Source organism: Pedobacter steynii, from assembly GCF_001721645.1.
GTDB classification, from domain to species: Bacteria; Bacteroidota; Bacteroidia; order Sphingobacteriales; family Sphingobacteriaceae; genus Pedobacter; species Pedobacter steynii_A.
On sequence record NZ_CP017141.1, the window covers coordinates 4,764,727 to 4,789,822 of the forward strand.

General features: G+C 41.1%; 21 protein-coding genes. 7 read left to right on the top strand and 14 right to left on the bottom strand.

All coding sequences use genetic code 11. From position 1 onward, the window contains the following. Positions 1–44: 44 nt before the first annotated feature. The 4 genes from BFS30_RS19730 to BFS30_RS19740 all read right to left on the bottom strand — a co-directional run bounded on the left by BFS30_RS19730 (position 45) and on the right by BFS30_RS19740 (position 1,870). Positions 45–350, bottom strand: a complete 306-nt coding sequence (locus tag BFS30_RS19730; protein WP_069380863.1) for a DUF6520 family protein — start codon at positions 348–350, stop codon at positions 45–47. 161 nt (positions 351–511) lie between these two features. Beyond that, on the bottom strand, positions 512–967 hold the full coding sequence (locus BFS30_RS19735; protein ID WP_069380864.1) for a MauE/DoxX family redox-associated membrane protein: 456 nt from the start codon (positions 965–967) through the stop codon (positions 512–514). A gap of 12 nt (positions 968–979) precedes the next feature. Continuing rightward, entirely contained in the window at positions 980–1,192 is a 213-nt protein-coding gene (locus BFS30_RS27795) for a hypothetical protein (protein ID WP_157262974.1), read from the bottom strand. A 75-nt stretch (positions 1,193–1,267) separates the two neighbouring features. Next, complete coding sequence (locus BFS30_RS19740) at positions 1,268–1,870, bottom strand: Crp/Fnr family transcriptional regulator (RefSeq protein ID WP_069380865.1); 603 nt, start codon at positions 1,868–1,870, stop codon at positions 1,268–1,270. Positions 1,871–2,277: 407 nt separating this feature from the next. Between BFS30_RS19740 and BFS30_RS19745 the strand changes: the two genes are divergently transcribed. Further along, a complete protein-coding gene (locus BFS30_RS19745; RefSeq protein ID WP_069380866.1) occupies positions 2,278–3,120 on the top strand; it encodes a DUF6266 family protein in 843 nt (280 codons plus the stop codon). A gap of 228 nt (positions 3,121–3,348) precedes the next feature. Here BFS30_RS19745 and BFS30_RS19750 read toward each other — a convergent pair whose 3' ends face one another. The 4 genes from BFS30_RS19750 to BFS30_RS19765 all read right to left on the bottom strand — a co-directional run bounded on the left by BFS30_RS19750 (position 3,349) and on the right by BFS30_RS19765 (position 7,580). Further along, a complete protein-coding gene (locus BFS30_RS19750; RefSeq protein WP_069380867.1) occupies positions 3,349–3,777 on the bottom strand; it encodes a hypothetical protein in 429 nt (142 codons plus the stop codon). Positions 3,778–3,860: 83 nt separating this feature from the next. Next, the gene (locus BFS30_RS19755) at positions 3,861–5,366 is read right to left on the bottom strand and encodes an alpha/beta hydrolase-fold protein (protein ID WP_069380868.1); all 1,506 of its coding nucleotides are present in this window, start codon (positions 5,364–5,366) and stop codon (positions 3,861–3,863) included. A gap of 71 nt (positions 5,367–5,437) precedes the next feature. Then, entirely contained in the window at positions 5,438–6,295 is an 858-nt protein-coding gene (locus BFS30_RS19760; protein WP_069380869.1) for a helix-turn-helix domain-containing protein, read from the bottom strand. 25 nt (positions 6,296–6,320) lie between these two features. Beyond that, positions 6,321–7,580: an ROK family transcriptional regulator gene (locus tag BFS30_RS19765; RefSeq protein WP_069380870.1), complete on the bottom strand. Its 1,260-nt coding sequence runs from the start codon at positions 7,578–7,580 to the stop codon at positions 6,321–6,323. A gap of 219 nt (positions 7,581–7,799) precedes the next feature. On the opposite strand from BFS30_RS19765, the gene BFS30_RS19770 reads away from it, so the two are divergent. The 4 genes from BFS30_RS19770 to BFS30_RS19785 all read left to right on the top strand — a co-directional run bounded on the left by BFS30_RS19770 (position 7,800) and on the right by BFS30_RS19785 (position 17,758). Then, complete coding sequence (locus tag BFS30_RS19770; protein WP_237028612.1) at positions 7,800–11,060, top strand: SusC/RagA family TonB-linked outer membrane protein; 3,261 nt, start codon at positions 7,800–7,802, stop codon at positions 11,058–11,060. Between the two features lie 18 nt (positions 11,061–11,078). Further along, on the top strand, positions 11,079–12,842 hold the full coding sequence (locus BFS30_RS19775) for a RagB/SusD family nutrient uptake outer membrane protein (protein ID WP_069380871.1): 1,764 nt from the start codon (positions 11,079–11,081) through the stop codon (positions 12,840–12,842). A gap of 163 nt (positions 12,843–13,005) precedes the next feature. Beyond that, positions 13,006–14,286, top strand: a complete 1,281-nt coding sequence (locus BFS30_RS19780; protein ID WP_069380872.1) for a Gfo/Idh/MocA family oxidoreductase — start codon at positions 13,006–13,008, stop codon at positions 14,284–14,286. Between the two features lie 28 nt (positions 14,287–14,314). Then, complete coding sequence (locus tag BFS30_RS19785) at positions 14,315–17,758, top strand: family 16 glycoside hydrolase (RefSeq protein WP_237028613.1); 3,444 nt, start codon at positions 14,315–14,317, stop codon at positions 17,756–17,758. A gap of 86 nt (positions 17,759–17,844) precedes the next feature. Here BFS30_RS19785 and BFS30_RS19790 read toward each other — a convergent pair whose 3' ends face one another. Beyond that, complete coding sequence (locus tag BFS30_RS19790) at positions 17,845–18,030, bottom strand: hypothetical protein (protein ID WP_069380874.1); 186 nt, start codon at positions 18,028–18,030, stop codon at positions 17,845–17,847. A 123-nt stretch (positions 18,031–18,153) separates the two neighbouring features. Here BFS30_RS19790 and BFS30_RS19795 point away from each other — a divergent pair, with 123 nt between their 5' ends. Beyond that, positions 18,154–18,528 (top strand): hypothetical protein, encoded by a 375-nt coding sequence (locus BFS30_RS19795; RefSeq protein WP_069380875.1) that lies wholly within the window; start codon positions 18,154–18,156, stop codon positions 18,526–18,528. 47 nt (positions 18,529–18,575) lie between these two features. On the opposite strand, the gene BFS30_RS19800 is transcribed toward BFS30_RS19795, so the two are convergent. Beyond that, positions 18,576–19,094 carry a hypothetical protein gene (locus BFS30_RS19800; RefSeq protein ID WP_069380876.1) on the bottom strand — a complete coding sequence of 173 codons (519 nt, stop codon included), beginning with the start codon at positions 19,092–19,094 and terminating at the stop codon, positions 18,576–18,578. Positions 19,095–19,276: 182 nt separating this feature from the next. Here BFS30_RS19800 and BFS30_RS19805 point away from each other — a divergent pair, with 182 nt between their 5' ends. Then, positions 19,277–19,816 carry a pyridoxamine 5'-phosphate oxidase family protein gene (locus BFS30_RS19805; RefSeq protein ID WP_069380877.1) on the top strand — a complete coding sequence of 180 codons (540 nt, stop codon included), beginning with the start codon at positions 19,277–19,279 and terminating at the stop codon, positions 19,814–19,816. A 60-nt stretch (positions 19,817–19,876) separates the two neighbouring features. Here the strand turns inward: BFS30_RS19805 and BFS30_RS19810 are convergent, their stop codons facing one another. The 4 genes from BFS30_RS19810 to BFS30_RS19825 all read right to left on the bottom strand — a co-directional run bounded on the left by BFS30_RS19810 (position 19,877) and on the right by BFS30_RS19825 (position 25,075). Beyond that, entirely contained in the window at positions 19,877–20,182 is a 306-nt protein-coding gene (locus tag BFS30_RS19810; RefSeq protein ID WP_069380878.1) for a hypothetical protein, read from the bottom strand. A gap of 55 nt (positions 20,183–20,237) precedes the next feature. After that, positions 20,238–21,389, bottom strand: a complete 1,152-nt coding sequence (locus BFS30_RS19815) for a PepSY-associated TM helix domain-containing protein (RefSeq protein ID WP_069380879.1) — start codon at positions 21,387–21,389, stop codon at positions 20,238–20,240. Between the two features lie 65 nt (positions 21,390–21,454). Continuing rightward, positions 21,455–22,669 carry a DUF4374 domain-containing protein gene (locus BFS30_RS19820; RefSeq protein WP_069380880.1) on the bottom strand — a complete coding sequence of 405 codons (1,215 nt, stop codon included), beginning with the start codon at positions 22,667–22,669 and terminating at the stop codon, positions 21,455–21,457. A gap of 42 nt (positions 22,670–22,711) precedes the next feature. Then, positions 22,712–25,075 (bottom strand): TonB-dependent receptor, encoded by a 2,364-nt coding sequence (locus BFS30_RS19825; protein WP_069380881.1) that lies wholly within the window; start codon positions 25,073–25,075, stop codon positions 22,712–22,714. Positions 25,076–25,096 lie beyond the last annotated feature (21 nt).

The window sequence follows — 25,096 nt, forward strand, 5'->3', positions numbered from 1 at the left end:
ATAAATACAGTCCGGTTGCTTGCCGGACCGTATTTAGACAAACGTTATTGTATTACTTTTTGGTAACTACCAAACTCAGAATCATCTACAGGAATTCCTGCTGACCTTGGAGTAGTAGGAGTTGGCGGAGTTGAAAAATAGTATTTACAATCTTGAAAACTTACTACACACTCGTACCCCGGTGTCCCGTCCAAAACCCAGGGATTACTTGGATTACCTTCATCATAACCATAAATCAACATGGTTTTAGAAAGTCCATTGTCTTTAGCTTTAAAAGCAAACTGGCTAAAAGCTAATCCTATTCCCAACATTAAAGCCAGAAATGGTAAAAATCTATTTTTATTTTTCATAACATGGAGCGTTGTTTCGCATTGGAAAAACACACAAAAAGGTTTGTTTTAACGATTAGAATGCTGCCCTTATAATCGGAGCAGATGAATTAAATCGCCTACTGTATTTCGGGTTTTCGGCAAGATGACCAATACTTGTACTGATGATCAATCCCTTTGTTTTATTGAATTGATGTGTCCTCCTTTCTTTTCCTTAGAGATTTGATTTGCAGATAGCTTCCGAGTAGCGCAATGAATAAAAAGACACAGTTAAAATATAGCTGTGATTTCCAGCTTAAGCTTTTTAATACACCACCACAGGAACAAGGAGTATAGTTATAATAGCCAGATAGAACTAAAGCAATGTATGCAGTGAAAATCCCCATTAACAAGGCTGATAATACAAACCCGGCTAAGCAGCTTTTACGAAAAAGCAGTAAAACTCCAGTAAGGATTTCAATAGCTGGAAGTACAAAAGCTAAAACTTTAGTAAAACCCTTACTGAAAACCTGATTGGTCAGTTGACCTTTAAATTCGTCATAGTCAATTATTTTACTGAATGCTGTGTATATCCATAACAGGATGAGAATTGAAGTCAATCCTGCTAATAATGTGTTTGAATCTATATATTTTTTCATCACCTTAATTTCTTAATCTTCTTCCCGGTTATTTTCCAGGTACCGTTTTAACCTTTTATCGTAAACAATATCATGATGTTGATTCCGCAAGGCTGCTATCATCCGCTTAACGGTTGCTTTACTGCAATGCAGTACTTTTGCACCTTGCGACAAACTTTTTAATCGTTCATTGCGAATGAGGCACAGCAGCTCATGAAGCCGGGTTCTATAGAGAAGCGTTGTCATATATGGTTTTGCTTAAACCTAAGTTAGGGATAGAGGAGGGTCAGAAAAGTTTAGATAATCTTTATAAATGAAGAATTATAACCCGGATTTTGGAGGTAAATGTTGCTTTAAAGCTTTGTGTTTAATGGCGCTGTAATGCGAGTTGGTTACCCCCAGAAAGGAGGCAATATTCTTCTGTAAAGAGATGGTACTGATTTTTGGATGGCTCGAATTGATCAGATCGTACCTTTCATCAGCGGTGCTTTTTCGATAAGCATTTAATTCGTCATAAAGCTCAATAACCAGTTTTTCGTAGATCTGAATGCTGAGCTGGTTGAAATATGGATTACTTCGCCTCAGAGAGAGCAGTTCGTTATAGCTGATTTTTACACCCCTAACCTCATTTTCGCAAATTATTCCTTCTGCACAGGGGACCTGGTGTAAAAAGCTGCGGAAAGAAGAGAAAAAATGGCCTGATCTGTAATAGTTCAGGGTATCTTCCTTATTGTCCCTGATTTCGTAAGTCCTGACCATCCCTTCTTCAATAAAATAAAAATATTTACAGATTTCGCCTGGATGCAGAAGCTCGGTTTTTTTGTTGAACTGGAATCCCTGGACATGAGATTTTAATAACACTTCATCTAAACCATTGGTGCTGAAATTCTCTTTCAGGTAATTCAGGAAGTAGTTGAACCTCATAATGGTCGGTTTAATGGTGATAATTACTTATTGGGCCAGGTTTTTTAAAGTGTGGTGAATGTTTTAAATATAATTATTATTTCAATATTATTTAAAGGTTAATAAACTTATTGGTTTTTGGTGTGTTTGTAGTGTTTGTGTTAATCTGGTTCGTGGCTAATGCGCCCTGAATGTGGTTACCTGTGCTCTGGTGTTCTTTGGGTATCCATTAGGGGTTGATAGGGCCTTATCCGGCCTGTAGCCTATTGTAGGCTAAATTTAAGCGGAATAAATTCGTTAGCCAGGCTACATGGAATAAGGATGCATGAGCAGGGATCCCCAAACATATCAAAAATACAATAGCATCTGTAGGTATTTTAATAAAAAAATAGTCGTATCTTAAGATTAAAATTATTAATCCTATCATTATGGCAATATCTAAGTACGGCCCATATGGCCATCCAAATGGAAAAATTGGAAAACTGGTACACTACATGTTAAATGGGCAGCCTGTAACACGTTTAGTGGGAAGAAGGACTAAATCGAGTCCTGCGCAATTGGTGAATTGCCAGAGTATGGCAGTAACGATGCGCTTTTTAAATCATCAGAGTGTCTTGAGGTTTATCAATTCAGGCTTTGAACTGGAAGCCCGCGGAACGGTTAAAAACCAGCATAACCTGGCTACTTCTTACAATAAGAAATTTGCCCTAAAAGGCGAGTATCCTAACCTCAGGATGGATTACAGCAAAGTATTGCTGAGTAAAGGGGAATTATCTGCTCCTAAAGACACTAAACTGATTAAAACAGAAACAGGGCTGGAGTTGAGCTGGAATCCTGAAATGCCTGATTCCTGGCATCATGGAGATGATATCGCCATGGTTTTAGTATATTTTCCAGGTACTCAGGAAGGGATCAGCTTTTTAAATGCGTCCAAAAGAGAAACAGGAAAACACAGCATTCCCTTAACCGGAGAATTTAAGGATGATCCGATAGAGGTTTATATGTGTTTTAAATCTGCCGACGGAAAGGAAATCTCTGATAGTGTCTATTTTGGAAACCTGAACGGGGAAGCAGATACGCCGGAAGAACAGCGGCAAAAGAGGAAATATGTGGAGTTGAAAGCCCGGTTTGATCAGGTGTCGGTGGCTTATTGGCAGAATATTGAGCATAACGGAGGGGTAGTTGTGGAGACTAAAGCCTTTAGGAATCTCCAAACGGAATACCTTGCGTTGAAAGCTAAGTTGGATAATTTGCCAGGAAAACCAAGTTGATGTAGGTTGATTTATTAGAGGAATTAATAAGTCCTTTGGATGTTAATTTGGTCGAAGATTCTAACAGATTGAGTTCGGTATTAGAGTCCTGGGATAGGTATGGATTATTTTAATTACTGAGAATTAGATTTAATGACGGAAGAAGTTAATTGTATTGGGGAGGGGGGATAAGGAGGTGATAATCCGTCTTAAAAAAGAAAGACGGATTAAAAGATAATAGGTCTCCAGTTAGTCAAATGCAACCTTTTCAGCCCCTGATACTTTCCTAATATGGCATGCACACCTGCCTCCACTTACCTTTATCACTGTTGATTTCGTTTGCTTTGTTGCCACGGAGGTTGCCGTAACTTTTATATCGTCTCCTGCTTCCATAAGCTTTTCCGTATAACTGTCGTCGACAACAATGAATGCGCCCGGTATCGTGTTTACAACCGCATTTGACATTGATTTAATCGTATCGCCGGTTCTAACCAGGATCACACTCTGATCTTGTATTGCTGTAGGTGCCCCCTGCTTATCTGTAAAACCGATGCCAATCATACGAAACTCAGTCGTGCAAAAACGGTCTTTCGGGCAGTCAGAATCTACAGGTTTAGAACAAGAAAAAACGAGTGTTGCAGCCAGTGCAAGGAATGCTATAGTATTAAATTTTCTCATGGTTGTTTGGTTTTCTTCACAAACGTAAAACTCTGATTAAACGCTACATGTAGAAGGCCAGTTATTTATATTTCCTATTGATATTACTGTATTTGTTTGAGTAATTGATCGGCAGCTTTATTTTCCTTGTTTAATGCTAAGGCTTTAATTAAATATGGTTTGGCCTTTTTGGGTTGCTTTAACTGCAGGTAATTTTTTGCTATATAATAATATGCCACATCGTTAGAGATTCTGCTTTGGTAAGACGGAAGGTTGGAAGTGTCTGCGTGATCAGATACGTAGGTTAATAAATATTGTAAACCTTCTTTAACATGATAATTGTTGATTGCAGAAAACTTACCCAGGTCAAAATAAACTTTACCGTCTTTAAGCAAATACTTGTTGTTGGTTTGATATAATGTCAGCCCTTTTAACAAATAGTCCCAGCCTTTTTCCGGTTCTTTTTCATAAACGCCAAAAGCAAGATCACTATAACAGCTTAATAAATTTTCAGGTCCCAGATTGCTGTTCATTTCTTCGTGTCTGATCTTTTCAATCGCCAGCCCGAGATAGTATTTTGCTTTTTCTTTTAATTGTAACCGAAGACAATATTGGCCAAATTGCATTAAATTCCAGCCCTTCAGTCGGTTGCTTTCAAAGTATTTCAATACTTCCACAAGGCCCGCTTTATCATTGTTTTTTATGGCTTCCTGAGCAAAAGGATTATAAAATGTGAAGTTTTTTTCTGGTTCGATACCGTAAATATCATCGATACGGGCATGGATGGCTTGCAAGTCTTTTACCACATCTTTTTCGTCTTTAGCAGAGTAGGGGGTATAAAATTGATAAGTATGTTCCAGCGCGAATTGGATGGCTAAAGTCAGGATATTACCGTGGTCGGCCAGAGACAAGCTATCGTACCGGAAAAAGAATTTGCTGGTGTCCAGGGATCCGGTTTCTTTTTGAATTTCCTTTGCATAATTCCGCCTGCGTTGAAGGTCAAACTGACCAACCGCGGCGTAATAGAAAGTAGGCTGATGGTTATAGTAATCTTTTGCATAGTTTGAAAGATGAAACGGTGGCTTTTCTTCCGCTATTTTTTCAGCAGCCAGCATGATATAACCTTTAAAAAGCTCTGGTTCATTTAAGAAAAGATAGTTGCCAAAACTTGCAGAAAATGAATGTCCGATATAAGTTCGGAAGGTAGAAGTATTGTGCGTTTTTTCTATAGAGGGAATGAGTTCCTTTTTTAAAAAATCAACAAAATGAAGGCCTTCGGCGGATAGATTACCGGTTTCATAGCTATACCCCATACGTTTCATACTTGCGTCAATCACTACAATGAGGCTATTGGGCATCGTCAATCTGCGCTTTCTGAAATAACTAACCTGTGCCTGAAGGTAATCCCCTGTAATTACCCCGTAATTTATTGCGTAAAGAACGGGGTGTTTACTGGCGTCATCCCAGCCTTCCCAATCTTCGGGGAAATACAGGGTATATTTAACGGAATCCTTTAACGATGTGGAGTATAGCTGCGCTTCAATTTTATCCTGGGCTGTCAATTTTTGAATGCCCGTGTAGAGAAAGAGTAAAAAAAACAAGTATTTCATAAGATCTGATGCTTTGATGGTACAAAGTAAACCCATCAAAATAACTTCGAATTGTACTTTTTGGACAGTAGCTATTTTCTTAGAAATTTCAGTATCAACTGCTCATCTGCCAGTTTCGCTATGGAGTTGAAAAATTGAGATGGATTTTCTCCGGTAACCTTTTTATATACCCTGTTGAAATAAGACTGGTCATAAAAATTGCTTCTGTAGCCAATTTGAGTAAGGTTGTCGAATTGTTGCTTAATGAGTTTATTTTTAAGGGAATGCCTGAAACGGGCAATTTTTCGATGAGTAACCGGAGAGGTTGCTAAGTGTTTATAGAAAAGGCGATTAAAGGTGCGGTTGTTAAGAGATAGTGTGTCGGAAATTTCGGTAATACTGTACTCACGTTCGAAATCTGATAACATGTTCAAAGCTATTTCCAATACAGGCAACTGATCCAGCAGATGGTATTGTGTCAATAAGAAGTTTTCCAGCAGTGGTAAACGATCTCCGAGATCGTTTTTGCGATAAAAAGAGGTTAAAAACTGATGATAATTTTGATCATCTTCCCAGGCTGTAAATACCTGAGATGATTGTTTGGCGATATCGGCAAATGCTGGTTTTATAAAATGATTAATGCCTAATGGCTTAAATATGATCGTGACTTTGTCGAGCTTACCCTGGAGCTCTACCTGAAGCGGGGTATCATATTTTCCCTGAAGGATGCATAGATAGTCGTTGGCCGGATCATTTTGTATCCTGATGGTCGATCCCTCTATCTGGCAGGAAACATGCTGATGGATGTTTAACGAGTTCTCAACATTAGGAAATGAATAATAATTGCTATAAAAGCCATCATCATCCGTTCGGAAAAAGTAATAATATTCGATATATTTTCTCAATAAAGGATCTTCCGGGTAAAAAAAGAGCAGTTGCTGAACGTCCATGTATCTTGGTCTTGAGGGCTGAATATTACTTCTTTAACTTTTTTGCTTTGCTAAGATAGGCTTCCAGAAACCGGTCTATCCCGTCTGTTGCATATCCTAAAAGTCTGGAATTTTCACCAAGAACAGAAGATTCTATCACCATTTCTTCTCTGATCTGGGTCATGCAATAGGTATTTATGGATTGTTGCATCGGTAAAGTAATGTATTGCTTCGCTTTTGCAATTTTCCCTGTCAGGACAATCAGTTCAGGGTTAAACAATTGAATCAGGATAGATATTCCTTTACCCATATTTGCCCCGATATTGGACAAAAGCTGGATAGCATATTGATCGCCCCGGTTTGCTGCATTGATGATGACTTCTGGTTCTATTCTTTCCAGTTCTTCTTTTGATAAGTCGTTTAGCATAGACTTTTTACCTAGTAAAAGACCTTCCCTTGCTGTTTTTGATAAGGCATTTCCTGAAGCGATGGTTTCTAAACAACCATGTTTTCCGCAATAACAAAGCGCACCGTTTTCAACAAAAGGAATGTGTCCAAATTCTCCGGAAAAACCGGTAGCACCTCTTCTTAGCTCACCATCCATAATAATTCCCAGTCCAACGCCCCAATCCATGAGCAGGACCAGGGCATTCTTTTTGCCTTTGGCAAGTCCGTGGCGAAATTCGGCTATGGCTGATCCCGCCATATCATTTTGTATAATAACAGGCAGATTAAGTGCTTTTTCAAAGGCTTCTACCAGAGAACTGTTTTCCATATTATCGATCAGATAACTGTAGTTTTCGCCCTTTTCTGTGTTTACCAATCCCGGCATGCCCACATAACAACCAATTATTTTGGTTTTGTCAATCTGAGCAGATTCCAATACCTCCTGAAGGAGCGGAAGTAAAATGGAAAAAAAGTCAGCTCTGCTTTTTGAGATGGGAAGGGAAACCCTTTTCACTTCAGATATAAAGTTACAGTTGTTGTCCAGAATAGCTATTCTGGTATCGAACAGCTCTATATCGACGCAGATAATCAACGCTCTTTCATTTTTTAACGCATATAAATCTGGTTTTCTTCCACCAATAGATACACCACTGCCGCTTTTTTCAATCCAGCCTATACCCACCAGATCTGCCAGGAGCTTTAACATACTTGGGGTACTGACACCTACCGCATCACATAATGTTGAAATGGAAGAAGGCCCTGCAGAAAAGAGCTGCTTTAAGATTTTGTATTTATGGTTAAGGTGTTTATCATTTTTATGCTCTGAAAGGATTATGTTATTTAATAATGAAAGATTCATGGTGTTAGTTTATTTATTTGGTTAAGAGCTGATGACTTAAATAAAAATTTTATAAAACTAAAATATTTTGATAAAAAAATCATATATGTGATAAACTTAAATAAAAAATGTCATTATATTCCCTAAGCCAAACCATTAGTTTACAGTCTGTTTCTGCAACCACCGTTCTTTAATATATACCAACCTAAACAGTTTTACACCACAAATCAATCCTAAACTATGACCAAGTTAAGACCAACGACCAAACCCAAAATTTGCCATAAGGTGAATTTTAAACCAATGCTTTTTTTCTTCAGTAAAAATTGCTGTGCCTTGCTGTTTCTATTGTTAACCACATTGGGTAACGCATTTGCGCAGAATACCGATCTGATGGAAGTGAGGGGAAGAGTAGTAGATGAAGGGGCAGGACCTATTCCTGCAGCAACAGTAACCATTCAGGGAACTTCAAATGGATCTCAGACCGATAAGGACGGGCGCTTTATCCTTAAAAATGTGAAACCAGGCGATATGATAAAAATTGCTTATTTAGGATATATTACGCAGGTAGTGCCAGCAAAAAAGGACCTGCAAATCGTCCTGAAAGAATCTAAAAATGACCTGGATGAAGTAGTCGTTTTAGGTTATGGAACACAGAAAAAGGCGAACATTACCGGAGCAGTTTCCTCTATAAACATGAATAAGGTGAACAATGTACCGGTTACGAATCTTTCCAATGCTTTGGCCGGAAGAGCAGCGGGAGTAACGGTAACCAATACTTCCGGCTTAGCTGGCGCGACATCTGACATCAGAATCAGGGGAACTTTTGGCTCACCTTTAATCGTTATTGACGGAATTATAAAAACCAAGGCTGATTTCGATGCCTTAGATGCGAACGAAATTGATCAGATGAGCATTTTAAAGGATGCGGCAACTGCATCGGTTTATGGCTCACAGGCAGGAAACGGAGTCGTGGTGGTCACCACCAAAAAAGGATCTAATCAGGCTCCTGTCTTTAATTTTCAGACTTCTTACACTACTGCACGCCCAACACAAACTTTGCTGTCGGATTTAACTACTCCTGCAGATGAGCTGACTTATCAGAACAGAGTGGCAGAATTCAATGGAAATTCATTGCCAAACGGACAGCGAGAGTTTGATTATTTTAAAGATAAAAACTACAATGTGAACGACTGGATCTGGAGAAACCCAAGTACTCAGAAATACTTGCTCAGTGTAAATGGGGGAGGTGAAAAAGTTTCTTATTACACACAGGCAAGTTATACCGGTGAAAAAGGATCTTATGAAAACTTAGATTATGGAAAATTTAACCTTCGTTCGAATGTAACGGCCAAACTGAGTAACGCTATTACGTTGAACCTGAATGTTGCGGCAGCGCAGCAAAATCACGACCGGTTTTACTGGCCGTTTTCGGGAGATGATGATTATGATGTGGGGGATTTTTACAGGGTTACTTTTAACTGGCCTAAACTATACCCTTTTTATACCGACAAAGATGGCAATCCTGCAAATCAGGTTACCGAATATCCGGTACAAACCCCAATGGGAAGCTGGCAGGCCTGGAATGTGATTGACCAGGTAATGGGAGAACGTTACATTAACTCCAAGAAAAGGCAATTGAATTCTATCCTGACGATGGACATCAAGCTGGATGAATTTGTGAAAGGGCTCTCGGCTAAAGTAGTGGGCAATTATGAAGGCAATGATTTTTTACGGAAATGGTACATGACCTTCCAGAAAAATTATGCCTTTATCTCTAAAGAACCGGGTGGAAATCGTTTCATCCCGGGTGCACCTGACCCGAACAACACCAATACATTTAACTTTAGTCAGGCTTTACCTTTTCTGCGGTACCAGACAGAAAATGGCTGGAAGTATCAGTTAAATGCCTACCTGAGTTATAACCGGACTTTTGGAAAACACACTGTTGATGCTTTAGCCGTTTGGGAGCAGACAGAACGACATGCCTATAATGTAACTGCAAAAGCTTCTTCACCGCTGACCTCCATTGATCAGATGTTTGTTTATTCAAATGATGAAGCGAACAGAACCGGAACCGGTTTTGAAGGTTTAGGGGCCAGCAGCGCATGGGTCGGTAAATTGAATTATAATTTTGACAACCGTTATCTGGTTGATTTCTCATTCAGATATGATGGAAGTACCTTGTTTGCAAAAGATAAAAGATGGGGATTTTTTCCATCTGTGTCATTGGCATGGAGGGTATCTCAGGAAAGCTTTTTTAAAGATGCAGTAAGTTGGGTAAACGATTTGAAATTGCGCGTCTCTCATGGGACAACCGGAAATCTGTTAGATGTGAACAGTGATCCGCTTCCGGCATTTACTTATACACCAACTTATCAAAACGCCGGAAGTTATATTTTTGGTGATAACCTGTATACGACCATTGCACCGGGAGCAACACCAATCCCGAATGTAACCTGGGCTACAATCGAAAACTCCAATATCGGACTTGACTTTGACCTGCTAAATAACCGTTTGTCAGGAAGCATCGAGGTGTTCAGGAATAGAATGAAAGATATTTTAGGTCGCCGTACAGTTACGCTACCGGATTCTTATGGTCAGACACTGGCCGCCGAGAATTATGCGGAACGTTCTTTCCGGGGTTCAGAGCTTACTTTAAACTGGAAAGGTTCTGCGGGCAACGAAATTTCGTATGGCATATACGGAAATATAGGTTATGCGGTAGACAGGTGGGACATTTTAGACCAGGGCGCAGATTATCTGGAAGGGGGAAACCGCCATTGGCAATCCGCTATCGGGCAACCTGCCGACCGGCTGTTTGGCTTTAAGGCTAAAGGAATTATTCGCACCCAGGCCGAATTGGATCAGCTGATTGCAAGCGGCTATAAAACTTATGGACGCACACCATATCTAGGTGCGATTTTGTATGAGGACATCAGAGGAGATAACTATACGCCAGGACCAGATGGAAAAGTAGATGATAATGATATTCAGTTGTTGAGTAACAACAATAAACCGAGGATAAATTTTGGTTTAGGCTTTAATGTGAGCTGGAAAGGATTTACAATAGATACTCATTTTCAGGGTGTAGGAGGGTACGACAGGATGATCAGTAACCTGGAAGGTGGCGGCATGCGCCAGCATGGAGGGAGTTTCAGAACGTATTATCCGATCTGGGCAGACGATGTATGGACCCCGGATAATCCGGATGGAAAATATCCTCGTGTAGTGGGTGCCAACTGGGCGGAATCCGGAACGAACAACTCTACTTTCTGGATCAGAAACGGTGCTTATCTCCGATTGAGGAACCTGAATATTGCGTATAATTTACCTCAAAGCTGGTTGAGTACAGTAAAGCTTTCCGGTGCTCAGGTGTTTCTGAATGGAACTAATTTGCTGACCATTTCAGATATGAAAGAGTTTCAGGATCCGGAACAGAGGTATTATGATTCCTTTCCTGTAATGAAAACATTTACTCTTGGATTAAACGTCAAATTTTAACTGATCATCGTACTTATCATGAAAAAAATTATCTTATATATATTAGTCATCTCACTTTCGACAAGCTGTAAGAAGGTTTTAGATGTCGAAAATATCAATAGCTATAGCCCTGAAAAGGTGTGGAATGATGCTAATTTAGCCAATGCCTATATGGCAAATATCTATTCTGTTTTTGGGAACTGGAATGCAGCTGCCGACTGGAGATCAGATCAGCTGGCCGGTATTCCTTTTTATCCGGATGCGGTTAGCGTAACCAACGGTGGACTTGGCAACTGGGATTATGGCCGGATCCGTTTAATCAATCAGGCTTTGGTTGATGTAGAAAAGGGCTCTTTGCCCACCGCAGATAAAAATGCGATCCTTGGTCAGGCTTATTTTTTAAGGGCCTATGTTTATTTTGGGATGGTCGCTACCTATGGTGGGGTACCTTATATCAAAATTCCTCAGGACAGATATGCTGATGATCTGGATGTACCTAGAAACTCTACCAAAGAGTGTTTTGAGTTTATCGCAAAAGATCTGGATCAGGCCATTGCAATGCTACCTAAAAAAACTGCTCCATCATCAGGTAACTGGGGAAAAATTGATGGCAATTTCGCACTGGCATTTAAAGCAAAGGTCTTATTGTACAAAGCATCCCCGCAATTTAATCCTTCGAGTCCATGGGACAATACTTTCTGGGCTGATGCTTATACCACTAATAAATTAGCCTATGATGATTTGAAAGGACAAGGATTTGCACTGGTAGATAATTATTCAAATATTGCGCTGACCGAACGAAATAGTGAAGTTATTTTTTCTGTGATCAATAAGTTCCCGAACAAGGTAGCGAATTGGGATAATGGTACCCGTCCGGGTTCATTGAGCAGAGGACCGGCGGGATCTTGCCCGACCTGGAATTTTGTAAAAGCTTTTCCGATGAAAGATGGTAAATTATACAATGACCCTACAGGTGCTTATTACAAAACGGATGAGCAGTTTTTGAAATCTTACTGGGAAAACAGAGATCCAAGGTTTGATAAGTCCATATTGTGGAATGGAAAAGCCTATCCTGTTTCCGGTAAAGTGGATGGATACAGACAGTACACCGCTCTTGGGGTAGCTCCGGCATTGGATAACTTCGGAATTAATCCGAACTCTACCGAGAAATCAGAAAATGGAAACCGTTATACAGGGCTTTTTATCTTAAAAAATAGCAGATTAGATTTAAAACAGGAACAGGTAGAGCAATATGATACAGATTTTGTGTTGATGCGCTTTGCGGAAGTGATGCTGAATTATGCGGAAGCGGCAAATGAAACTGGTCGTGCTGCAGAGGCTCTGGACATTTTAAAGCAAATCCGCAAGCGTGCAGGTATTGACCCGGGGGCAGCTGCTAATTATGGAATTATCGCCATAAGCCGGGATCAGATCAGAAAAGCCATAATGGATGAGCGAAATATTGAGTTTTGCTTTGAGGGGCACCGGTTCAATGATTTACGCCGCTGGAGAATGTTCAATGTGTTAAATAACAATCCCAAATACGGAATTGAATCGATTGCCATATCAGCAGACGGATCGGAAATGCCGATCAGTGCGGCTGCAGCTCAGGCTAAAGCAAATCAGTTAAAGGAAAATAATTTTAAATATGTTGTTTTGCAAATACCAAGAACAGGAGTGCAGATGAATGTGGTACCTGATAAGTATTACTTTGCTCCGATATCACAAACTATAATTGGTAAGACTAAAAAATTAGAACAGAATAAAGACTGGGGTGGAACGTTTGATCCGACACTCCATTAGTAAAAAACTGGTTACATTAGGTTCTGCAGGAGCGTTGCTGCTGCAGAACATTTATAATGTATGTACAAATAGTTTTATAGGATCATTTTTAAGCTTAATTTGCCTGGATAAATCAATTTACCAGAATCAACACATAAGACCGAATAATAACCACTAAACAACAATGGAACCGAAAAAAACAACAACGCAAACAACGAGAAGAGATTTCATTACCAAGGCCGCCGTCGGAATGGCGGCTTTCACTATTGTGCCCCGCTATGTATTAGGAGGAACTGGATTTATCGCGCCCAGCGACAAACTAACCAAGGCCGTAATCGGCGTGGGGTCTATGGGACGTGGACATTTTGGCTACGATGGAACACAGGTTGTAGCAATATGCGATGTAGATACCAGACACCTTAACAAGGCGGCATCTATGTTAGACAAGGGCGTTAAAACCTTTAGCGATTATCGCGAGCTGATTAAATTGCCCGAAGTAGACATTGTACACATTGCTACCCCTCCTCATTGGCATGGGATTATGTCAGTTGATGCAGCCAATGCAGGTAAGGACATCTGGTGTGAAAAACCAATGACCCATACTATCGGAGAAGGTAAACGGGTAATGGAGGCGGTACAAAAACATGGAAGTATGTTCCGCTTGAATACCTGGTTCAGGTTTAAAGATACTTTTTACGGAATGGGAACCACCGTAAAACCAGTTAAGAAATTAGTGGACAGTGGTTTATTGGGATGGCCTTTAAAGGTTACCGTAGGTAAACATACCGGATATGACTGGAAGTTTTATTGGGTAGGTAAGGACAACCTTGCGCCTCAACCTGTACCAGCGGAACTGGATTACGACAGGTGGCTTGGTCCGGCACCTTATAAGCCTTATAATGAACATCGTGTTCACCAGACTTTCCGCGGATACTGGGACTATGATGGGGGTGGGCTGAGCGATATGGGACAGCATTACATTGATCCTATCCAGTACTTTTTAGGCAAGGATGATACCAGTCCGGTTTCTGTAGAAATCGATGCCCCACAACAACACACTGATGCAGTGGGTACCTGGAGAAGGATTACTTATACCTATGCAGATGGTTGTCAGATTATTTTAGACGGCGAAGGAAAGGATACCAATGTGCCTTATATCGAAGGTCCTAAAGGTAAACTTTATCCGGGATTTAAGTCGGATATCCCGGACCTGGAGCGTAAGCTGGCGGCATTCCCTGAGCCTGCACCACAAATGACGGATTTTGTAACCTCTGTTAAAACCAGACAGAAGTTTGCTTTAAATGAAGAAAACGGACACCGTTCCTGTAACATTGTAAACATGGGACTGATTGCCCTGAGACTGGGCCGTTCATTAAAGTTTGATCCGGTAAAACAGGAATTTATTGATGACGAAGGTGCAAACAGACTGATTAATCCGGTAATGCGTGCCCCTTATACCATTTAAATTAACCTGTTCCCTTAAAGAAACTCAAATGAATACTTTACCCCCTATTACGATGATAAAAAAGATATGCTTTATCCTGCTGGCTGTAGTTGTGCTGCAAAATGTAGCTCAGGCACAGGATAAAAAGGACCAACGTACGGTCAGCACCCGTATTGCCGATCTGCTGGCTCAAATGCCGGCACAGGATGAAAAACTGCTGAAAAATAATGTGAACGATATCGCTCAGCTTGGAGAAGACGGATATGTTACCTTAATTACCGGGCTTGCCGCTCCAGGCAAAGGAAACAACTCGCTGCTGGAATATGCAATTGGCGGTTTTTCTGGTTATATCACCCAAAATGGGCAGGAAAACTGGAGAAAAATGGCGGTAAACGCTTATTGTAAAGCTTTACCAAAACTTACAGATCCACAAAACAAATCATTTATTATCAGCCAGCTGGAACTTGTCGGTAAAGATGATGCGGTATCTTGCCTGCAAGGTTTTCTGGGTGATCCGCTGCTGGCGGATCCTGCCGGAAGAGCGCTGGTTAAAATCAATACAGTAGCTTCAAAAACAGCCATGCTAACGGCATTGCCACAGGCAAATGGCGCCGCAAAACTTTCCATCATTGAATCTTTGGGAGACAGCCGGTTTAAAGAAGCTGCACCGGCCATTAATGCATTGGCTACAAGTACCGATGTAAATACCGCTAAAGTATCATTATATGCCCTTGCCTATATCGCAGATCCTTCTTCGGAAAGCGTACTGGCTGCGGCTGCCGAAAAAAGCGGATATAAATATGAAAATACCAATGCTACGGGAGTTTACCTGATCTACGCAGAGCAATTGCTGAAAAATGGTAACGCTGCGCTTGCAAAACAGATTGGCGAAAAGATATTGGCCAAAACTACTGCTGATGAACTTGTAAATGTTCGCACGGGTGCACTAAAGATTTTGGTAGATGCCAATAAAGAAAATAATGGGGAAATCCTTTTAAATGCTGCCGGAGATAAAAATGCCAAATATCGTGCGGCCGCACTTAAATTTGCTGTCCCTTATGTAACCGCTGCTTCAACTCCTGCCTGGCTTAATAAACTGAACAAAGTTGAGGATGATGCGAAAGCGGATGTGTTATACATGCTTGGCGAAAGCAATGCCAAAGAAGCGTTGCCGGCAATCCTTAAGTTGTTTAAAAGTAAAAATCAAAATGTGAGGTTTGCAGCAATTAATGCGGCTACAAATATTGGTCAGGATCAGGTGCTTCCTGAGCTCCTGAAGGCGATGAGTAAGGGCGATGCTGCTGATGTGACGGCTATTTCAGCTGCGATAGACCGGATGAAAGGAAACGGAATCACACAAAAGGTGGCTGCTGCTATTCCTTCTGCCAGACCTGAAGTGCAGATCGCATTAATCAATATCCTGGCTTCGCGCGCTGCAAATTCCGAATTAAATACGGTTTACGATCAGTTGAAAAGTAAGAATCCGCAAGTACAGGAAGCTGCATATGCTGCTTTAAGCAGGGTGGTGGTAAAGGATGATTTACCAAAGTTGTTTACCTTATTGAACGAAAGTTCAGGAGCGCAGGAACTGGCGGTACAATCTGCAATTATTGCTGCTGTAAATGGTCCCGGTGATCAATCGCAACAGGTGGATGCGGTATTGCAACAAATGGCTACTGCTCCGGAAAGTAAAAAACTGCTTTTCTATAAAGTGCTGGCAGGTTTAGGAGGAGAGAAATCTTTAAAGGCGGTAAATGATGCCTATGATTCGGGCAATGACCAGGTTCAGAAAGCCAGTCTGGAAGCTTTGTCTTCATGGGTAGATGGCAGCGCTGCTCCTTCATTAATTAAGATTGCACGTACGACAAAAAATCCTGAATTTTTGAATACCGCTATTGCCGGTTATTTACGTTCTATCGCAGAAAGCAAAGATCCTGCAGAACAGAAATTATTATTGCTGCGCAATGCCATGGCTGTGGCGCAGACTCCGGAACAGAAAAACCAGATTTTAAAGGCTACTGAGCAGGCTAAATGTTTCAATGCCATCATTTTTGCAGGTAAATATTTAGACGATCCTGCTTTACAGCAGGCAGCAGCAAATGCGGTCATGAACATTACCCTGGCCGGTGAGTATAACGGAGACCTGGTTAAAGGATTGTTAAACAAAACTATTGAAGTGATTACCGGTGGAGATAGCGGTTACCAGAAAGAGGGAATGCGCAAATATATTTCGGAGATGAAAGCAGGCGCAGGTTTTGTTTCCATGTTTAATGGAACAAATTTAACCGGATGGAAAGGCCTTGTCGGAGATCCGATCAAACGTTCGAAAATGGACGCGAAAACACTGGAAGCAGAGCAGACAAAAGCAGATGAAAAAGCGATAGAGAGCTGGAAAGTAGTGAATGGTGAATTGCAGTTTGCAAGCCATGGAGACAATCTGGCTACCGTTAAGAAGTATGCTGATTTCGAAATGCTGGTAGATTGGAAAATCATTGATGATAAAAAAGGAGAGGGGGATGCCGGAATTTACCTTCGTGGTACTCCTCAGGTTCAGATCTGGGACAATGCCCGCACAAAGGTTGGCGCTCAGGTAGGTTCTGGAGGTTTATACAACAACCAGGTGAATGAAAGCAAACCGCTTAAAGTAGCTGATAATAAACTGGATGAATGGAATACCTTCCGTATTTTGATGAAAGGCGACCGTGTGACCGTTTATTTAAATGGGGTGCTGGTAACGGACAATGTGATTCTGGAAAATTACTGGAATAAAAACATGGCCATTTTTGCTGAAGAGCAGATAGAATTGCAGGCACATGGTTCTCCGGTGGCTTACCGCGATCTTTATATCAGGGAGCTTCCACGTGTTAAACCTTTTGAACTGAGTGCTCAGGAAAAAAAAGAAGGTTATAAAGTACTTTTTGATGGTACGAACATGCACAACTGGATGGGAAATACCACCGATTATGTAATCGAAGATGGAAACATTGCCATTCGTCCGAAACCTGGAAAAGGTTCTGGTGGTAACTTGTTTACCAAAGAAGAGTTCAGCGATTTTATCTATCGCTTTGAATTTCAATTGACTCCCGGAGCTAATAACGGCTTGGGAATCAGGGCTCCGTTAGAAGGTGATGCTGCTTATGCAGGGATGGAACTACAAATACTGGATAGTGAAGCACCGATCTATAAAGACCTGCATGTTTACCAGTATCATGGCTCTATCTATGGAACAGTTCCTGCGAAACGGGGATTCTTGAAGCCCGTAGGAGAGTGGAACTATGAAGAGGTAATTGTAAAAGGTCCTAAAATTAAAGTGATCCTGAATGGAACGGTGATCCTGGATGCAGACATTACCGATGCCAGAAAAAATGGCGCTGCTGATGGACAGCCTCATCCTGGTTTGTTACGTAATAGTGGTCACATTGGTTTCCTTGGGCACGGTTCTCCGGTACAGTTCAGGAATATAAGAATCAAAGACCTGAGTAAAGGCAAATAGTAGAATTAATTATAAAATTCTTATTCAGGAAACAACGGGCAATTTGTATTTGCCCGTTGTTTTCATTTAGACGGTATAATAACTGATCAGGATTCGTCTTTGGTGTTCTTTACCAGACTAATGCCGGAAACAAAAAAGATAAGGCCAATTATGGATACGACAATTAGCTCCCTTGTCTGAACGGCATGTTTTAAAAAACCATATCCGGCATAGATTAAACCAATAATCCCTAGGATGGTTAAAATGGTTCCAAAAATTCGTTTTACATTCATAACTTCTTTTTAGTCTATGTGGATGCAATATCTATGCCGTATCCCTTAAAAGGTCTCTTAAGCCCTTTTTGCACTTGTTGGCACAACCTTTGTCTTATTAAAGTTACATTTAAAGACTACACTATGAAAAAGACAATTCAAATTTTCAGCATGCTTCTGATCGCGATGACGATCATGGTATCCTGTAAGAAAGACAAAGATCCGGCGACGACAGACTTTTTTATAGGTACCTACAAAGGTCCGATTTCCTATAAGAAAGGTGACACAGACATCTCTAGAACGGATGGAAAAATTACCGTAAGTAAAGTTGGAGACACCTATAATTTTTATTTCGGAAGTGATATTCCGGACATTAAAGGTGTGAAATTCGAAAAATCCGGCGACAACTCTTATGTGAGTGTGGGTTCAGGTCTTACGGGGATCACCATTGATGCCAGTAAATTAAAAATGTTAGTCATTAGAGATGGCGCAACCTGGACAGCCGACTGTAACAGGTAACAGCATACAATTCAACAGGAAAAGCCTGCCGGTTCCGGCAGGCTTTTTTACTTTTCGGGGGCCGGTTCTGCAGCTATATTTTCCATTTCCACGGAGAACAATACGCTGGTAATTTTCCAGGAACCATTTGCCCTGATTAAGGCCCAGCTTTCTTTGCCCCAGTTTTGTTTCTTTCCTTTTCTCCAGTAACTATAATCGAAGGTGATGGCAGCGATACGTTCATCCCCTTCGATTTTTACATTATAGAATTTTTCTTCCTGTGGTTCTTGTTCTTCCATAATTCCCCTGAAAAATCCTCTGGGACTATCTTTAAAGAAGTTGTTCTTCAGGTTCTTGTTTTTACTGAGGAAATGTTGATGACTCTTTTCTTTATCTACGCCTATCCAGACCACCGGAGCGTCGTGGAACAACCGGTAGAATTTGGTACTATCTTTTTCGATAATACTGGCTCCGAAATCAGCCACTACTTTTTCCAGTTCTTTTTTGATACCGGGATCTAGCTGCTGTGCCTGAATTTTTGCATGGAAACAAAGTGTAATAAGAATAATAAAAAGAGGTGTTTTCATGAGTTGTTTTTTGTTTAGGAATAAAGATATTCAATAGAAAGGGGAACAAATCAAAGCAATGACGGAAAGGACCGGATGGTCGACCGACAGCGCCCGATATCCGACAAATAAAAAGGGAAAAGAGAACATTTTGTGGAGCTGAGGTGTTAATATCATAGTCATTGTAAACAAAAACAGGTCTTATGAATAGCATCAACAGAAATCAACCGGAAGAAAATCAGAAAAACTTAAATGGAGAGCAGGCTTTAGAAAAGGTAAGAGAGATGATCAGTCAATCGGACATTTGTTTCTTTTGTACCGAACCCCTAAGCGGACCCTCTAAAGGGGTAAGGCCAATGAGCGTTCAGCAAGTGGATGAACAGGGATACCTTTGGATTGTGAGTGCTAACGATAGTCATACCAACCAGGAGATTGCAGTTGATCCGCATGTTAAGCTCTATTTTCAGGGTTCAAAACATTCCGATTTTCTTTATCTGAATGGGGAGGCTGAGATCATTAATGACCGGTCAAAAATCAGAGAATTGTGGAGTCCTGTAATGAAAACATGGTTTACGGAAGGAGAAAATGATCCAAGGATCTCCCTGATTAAAATTCTTCCTGAGGAAGGTTATTACTGGGATACCAAACATGGTAATTTCGTTGCCGGCATAAAGATGTTGCTGGGCGCGGCAACAGGAAAAACCCTGGATGATTCTATAGAAGGAAAATTGAACCTGGGATAATGATAGGGCTGAAAAATGGTGTATTGAACTTATAGGAGTTTCAATACACCATTGGTTTTATTATTTAATTTTTACTTCTTTCACATCAATCAGATCAGGACCATTCTCAACCGGATACCCTGCTACTTTCGTCCCTTTTAGTACGACATCTTTATCTGCAAAAGTATCCAGATCAACAGCAGTGCTTTTCAGCGCATAGGTTTTGTCGCCTGATTGAATGGTGTGACTGCCGTACTGATAAGTAGTCATTCCTGACTTCTGGATTTTTCCGCTGAGTTCTATCATGTTTTTATCTCCTGAAGGTTTCATGGTGCTGCAACCGGCAAATGCAAAGCCTGCAACAAGAAGGATTAATAGTTTTTTCATATGCGCTATAACGTTAAAACTTAAAGTTATGCAACAGTTCCTGATAAATAAGTTTTCAACTCTTTTTCTTTTTACTCTTTTTTCCGAATTTTCTGTTGTACCAGATAATAAATCCGGTTACCGGCAGACTTGTACCAATCAGACTGACTATGAAGGCAATAATCTTTCCGGGAAGGCCTAAAACCTGGCCCAGGTGAATGTCGTAATTGAGTCGCCTGAGTTTGGTGCCAAAAGGTGCTTCCTGGTAAGTTGCAGCGTAGTAGGCTTCTTTTTTGATTTCCTGCCCCGTATGCCGGTCGAAGTGTAAGCTTTGGTTGGCGTAGGTTTTTCCCAGGCTCGCAATCGCATTGATCTCTATGCTGGAGCTGCTATTTGAGGTGTCGGGTGTCCGGTAGGTATAGCCATCTGCATCTGGAAAACGTTGCATGGTCAGGTCCAGGCTGTGGTCCAGGACCCGTCCGATGCCAGGTCCGGTATTCACCTTTGTACTGTCGGAGAGCGTGGCTTTCCAGGCTGGGAGTGAAGCTCCGCCGGAAGTACTCCAATATAGTCCGTTGCTGAACCATTTGAGGCCATAGATCATGCCGGTCAATGAAAGAATCAGCAGAAGTATCATGGAATAAAAACCCAATACATTATGCAGGTCTATATTGATTCTCTTCCATTTTGCAGTCCATTTGATCTTGAAACTTTTATCTCTGGTAGATTTGTTCCATTTCTTAGGATACCACCAGACCAGCCCTGTAATCAAAAGAAAAACAAAGATGAGTGTTCCGTAATTGACTATAAGTCGTCCGGTATTCCAGGGCAACCATAAGGTCCGGTGACCTTCTTCCATCAGATAAAAGAACTTTGTTGTTTTGTTGAGCATGATTCTTTTTTCCAGGACCTTCCCGCTGTAAGGATCCAAAAAGAGCAACATCGGATTGTTATCCCAGTTTTTAACAACGACTTCAATGGCCTGTGTTTTCTTATAGGTAACCATTGAAACCGGTTCGCCCGGGAAAATTTCCTGAACGATACCGGTAATCCTGGAAGGACGGATAACCGGTTTGGCTTGCTGACTGATGCGGACGGGCGGGTAGATGAGGTCTTTGATCTCTTCACTAAATACGAAGAGACAGGCTGTCAGACAGACGATAAACATGATGATGCCGGAGATCAGGCCTAGCCAGAGGTGTAGCCAGTTATTAATTTTTCTAAACATTTCGGAGGAACAGCTATAAAAAAGGTCGCAGCAGGCATACCTGCTGCGACCGGTACAAATGCGTTTTACTTAAATCTGGATAAGGTACTTATATAGTCAACACCTTTAATTTCAAGACCTTTTGTGAGCTTTGCTGAAGAAATATCATACGTCCATACAAATTTGCCTTGCGAGGAAGAAGAGATGGCGATATAAGCTTTATTATCTTCAACCAATACCGGCGAAACCAATACCCCTTTGTCTAAAGGCAGGTCCAGTTTTGTTCTTGTTTTATTTACGACATCAATCACATAGTATTCAAAAACATCTTTATTGTTGTAATCGTCAAATTCTACCAGCAGGTCTTTTCTTCCCATACGGGTAATGGCTTTTCCATTTCCTAAATCCCAAAGACCGTAGTATTCGCGGTTTCCATCGCTGATTGCAGACAGGTTAAAGAAGTAATCGCTGTCAAAAGCAGTTGCTCCGTTTTTGATTCTAAAGATTCCGGTAGGTTTAGCTGGATTTACGCCCCAGCGGTCGCCGGTATTACTGATCATATACACATCATTGTTGTAATTTACAGAATTGGGAGTGATGGGTGCAAAGGATCCCGGATAAGTAGAACGGGTATCTTTGGTGATGGTCACCTGATCTAAAGCAGGGTAAGGCGCACTGGCCAGGTAAGCAGTATCCGTGGCCGTCCAGTTTGAATTGTAAATGGCATAAGTGACATAAAGCTTATCTCCTTTTAAGAAGCAGGAACTGGTATAGATGCTCTTGTCAGTAGGCTGAAGCAATTGTTTCCCAAATGATCCTGTTTTAACGATAGTCATGCTTTCAGTATTGACAATGGTATAGTTCATGATGGCGTTTGCTGCGGTAGAATTTCCTCCGCTGAACAATACGGTGTTGTCATTTAACCAGTAGCCGTTCATTACATTTCCTGTTACCGGAATGGCTGCAACTTCTGTCAGTATTGAGTTTTCAAGCTTACTTTTGCTAAATTTATTATTGGCGAGGTTGTAATAGAAACCATTTTTTAACAGGCGGCTCCAACCTGATATTTCTGTACCTTTTCCTACAGTTGTCACTACTCCTGTACTGAGGTCTCCTGTAGTCAGGAGGTATAATGCCGTGGGATTGTTCAGGCCCCCAACAATGGCAAATTTGTTGGCATCAGGCGTCGTGGTATCAACAGGGTTTTCTGTTTTTGAACTTTTCTTACAGGCGGCAAAAGATAAACTTGCTCCAAGGGCAAGCAGCGCTATCGTACGCATGGTCTTATTGGATGTTTTCATTTTTTATATTGTGTTTGATGTTTATACTTTGAAGAATGCTGGTTATCTGATGAAGTACCTGAATTTGATAAAGAATGCCCTTCCTGGCCTTTGAAGACGGAAATTATCGTAAGCCATGGTATCAAGGATATTTCTGGATTCCAGAGCGATGTTGTATTTGCCTTCCTGTACTGAGTAGGTTAGTGTTGCATTGTGGATGGTTTGTCCTGGGATCTGATCTTTACTGGCCACGGTTCCATGGGCTGGCCATGCGAGGTAGAAAAAGTGTGTATATTGAGTAAACCAGTTCAACTGAATTCTGCTCCCTTTGCCCAGTAAGTCATTTTTTCCGATACCCAGATCTGCATTTCCATATAACCAGGGCTGGTTTGGAAGTCGTTCATTAAAAGAACTGAGGTTTTGGTCCTTCTGGATCGCATTCATATAACTCGCATTGATCGTGAAGGATAACAGTCCTTTGTAATGATACCTCAGCTCGGCATCCAGTCCGGTAATGCGGATTTTTCCCATATTTTTATAGGAAGAGAAAACTCCACCGGGAATTTCCTGAATGAAATCTTTTGCATTGCGGTAAAAAGCAGATGCTTCCAGGGCAAAACGATGGTCGTTCAACTGTTTAGAAAAATAAGCGCCGAAGTTAATATTGTCGCTACTTTCCGGCAGCAGCAGCGGGTTGGCCAGAATCAGGTCTCCGTTTCCAAAGAGCTCCTCGACTTCCGGCAATCGGTAAGCATGTTCAAATGAAGCTTTAATCCCGATTTCTTCCGTTATCTTATAACGGGTTGCTAATCCATAACCATAGTAATTGCTGGTTTTATCGGCCTCTTCTTTTACATAACCGGTACTGTTAAAGTATTTTGCTGTTCGGATATAGCTGTGCAGGCGATAGTATTTGGCAAAAACTGACGTGCTTAGCCGTTCACTAAACAACTGGTTTTGCCAGGATAGTCCTAATATTCCTTTATCCAGTTTATTCGGCACATCCAGTGCATTTGCATTCTGGTTTGAGCTAAATGTTTCTAATCCTTTTCTTCTTCCGGCATTGAGGGTGTAATTCAGACTGAAAGAGTTATTTTGATCCAGGAGATAAGATAAATTTGTCCTTACAATGGCAAAGTTATTGGTGGATTTGAAGATGGACATCTGTCCTCTCTCTCCAAAATTCTTATCATAGGCAGTGATGTGACCAGACCAGTCATATCTTGCCGCGGAGGTATCTACAGTCGTATTCTTTTCTTTTGCATAAGTCGCGAAAAGACTTGCGCTCAATCCCTTTACAAAGAGGTCTGTTTTTTTAAATTTCAGACTGGGCATGATGAAATCTCCAAAGGAATGAAGTTTTCCATATACTTTTTCCTGTACTGCTCCAGTCTGACGTTCTTTATAGCTGGAAGAATAGAGCAGGCCTACCATCAGGACATCTGCCCAGCTCTTGTCGCGGAAACCAGCTTCTAATTGACCCATTCCTGAGTGGAAACCGTCGTTAAATCTTTTGAATTTTCCCGGAACATAACGGTGCTGATTGTAATCGTAAACTTCGATTCCTTTCATGGTGTAATCATTGTCAGCATAGTTGTAAAAACCATTTGCGTTGACGGTGAATCCTGTTTTTTCATCGGTGTGTCGTGCACTGAGTGCCGTTCTATGGCTGTTGAAAGAGCCATAGCTATAGCTCATATCCAGGTATTGTTTAACCTGCTGATTGGTAATTATATTTACCGCACCACCCAGTGCATCAGCCCCCAGCTCTACAGGTACCACGCCTTTGTATACATTTATTCTTTGGGCCAGGTTTACCGGAATATTGTTCAGTGTCATGGTACTTCCGAAGCTTTCCATCGGGATGCCGTCGATGAAAAACTTAACTTGTTTCCCGGAGAGTCCGTTGATGGAAAAGTTGAAATCCGAACCCATTCCGCCTGTTTCCCTTACCCGGATTCCGGTGCTTTTACTCAGTACCTGGTTCAGATCGGTGGAGGTATTCACCAGGTTTTTCAATTCTATTGCATTTGCATTGAATCCTGATTCAGCCAGTTTTCTTTTTTCAGTTTTCCCGACAACGTTTATGGTCTGCATTTGCTGGTCGTCATGCTGAAGGCTGATATCCAGGATCAGAAGCTGTTCACGGGCAGGGATGGATACATTTTGTTTTTTAGTCAGGTAACCGACCGCAGATACTTCTATGGTATATGATCCGGCTTTAATTGCAGAAAACTGATAGCTGCCATCCGCTGTACTTGCTGTTCCAAGTTTTAAGGAACGGATTCGGATAGATGCAGCTTCTATGGGTTGAAAATCAGTAGATTGAATTTTACCTCTGAGGCTGGATTGCCCGGAATTCTGGGCATAGGAGAAGAAATTAAGGGCACAAAAAAGCCCTGTCAGCAGAATTTTGTTAATTTGCATTGATTTTAATTATCAAACGTT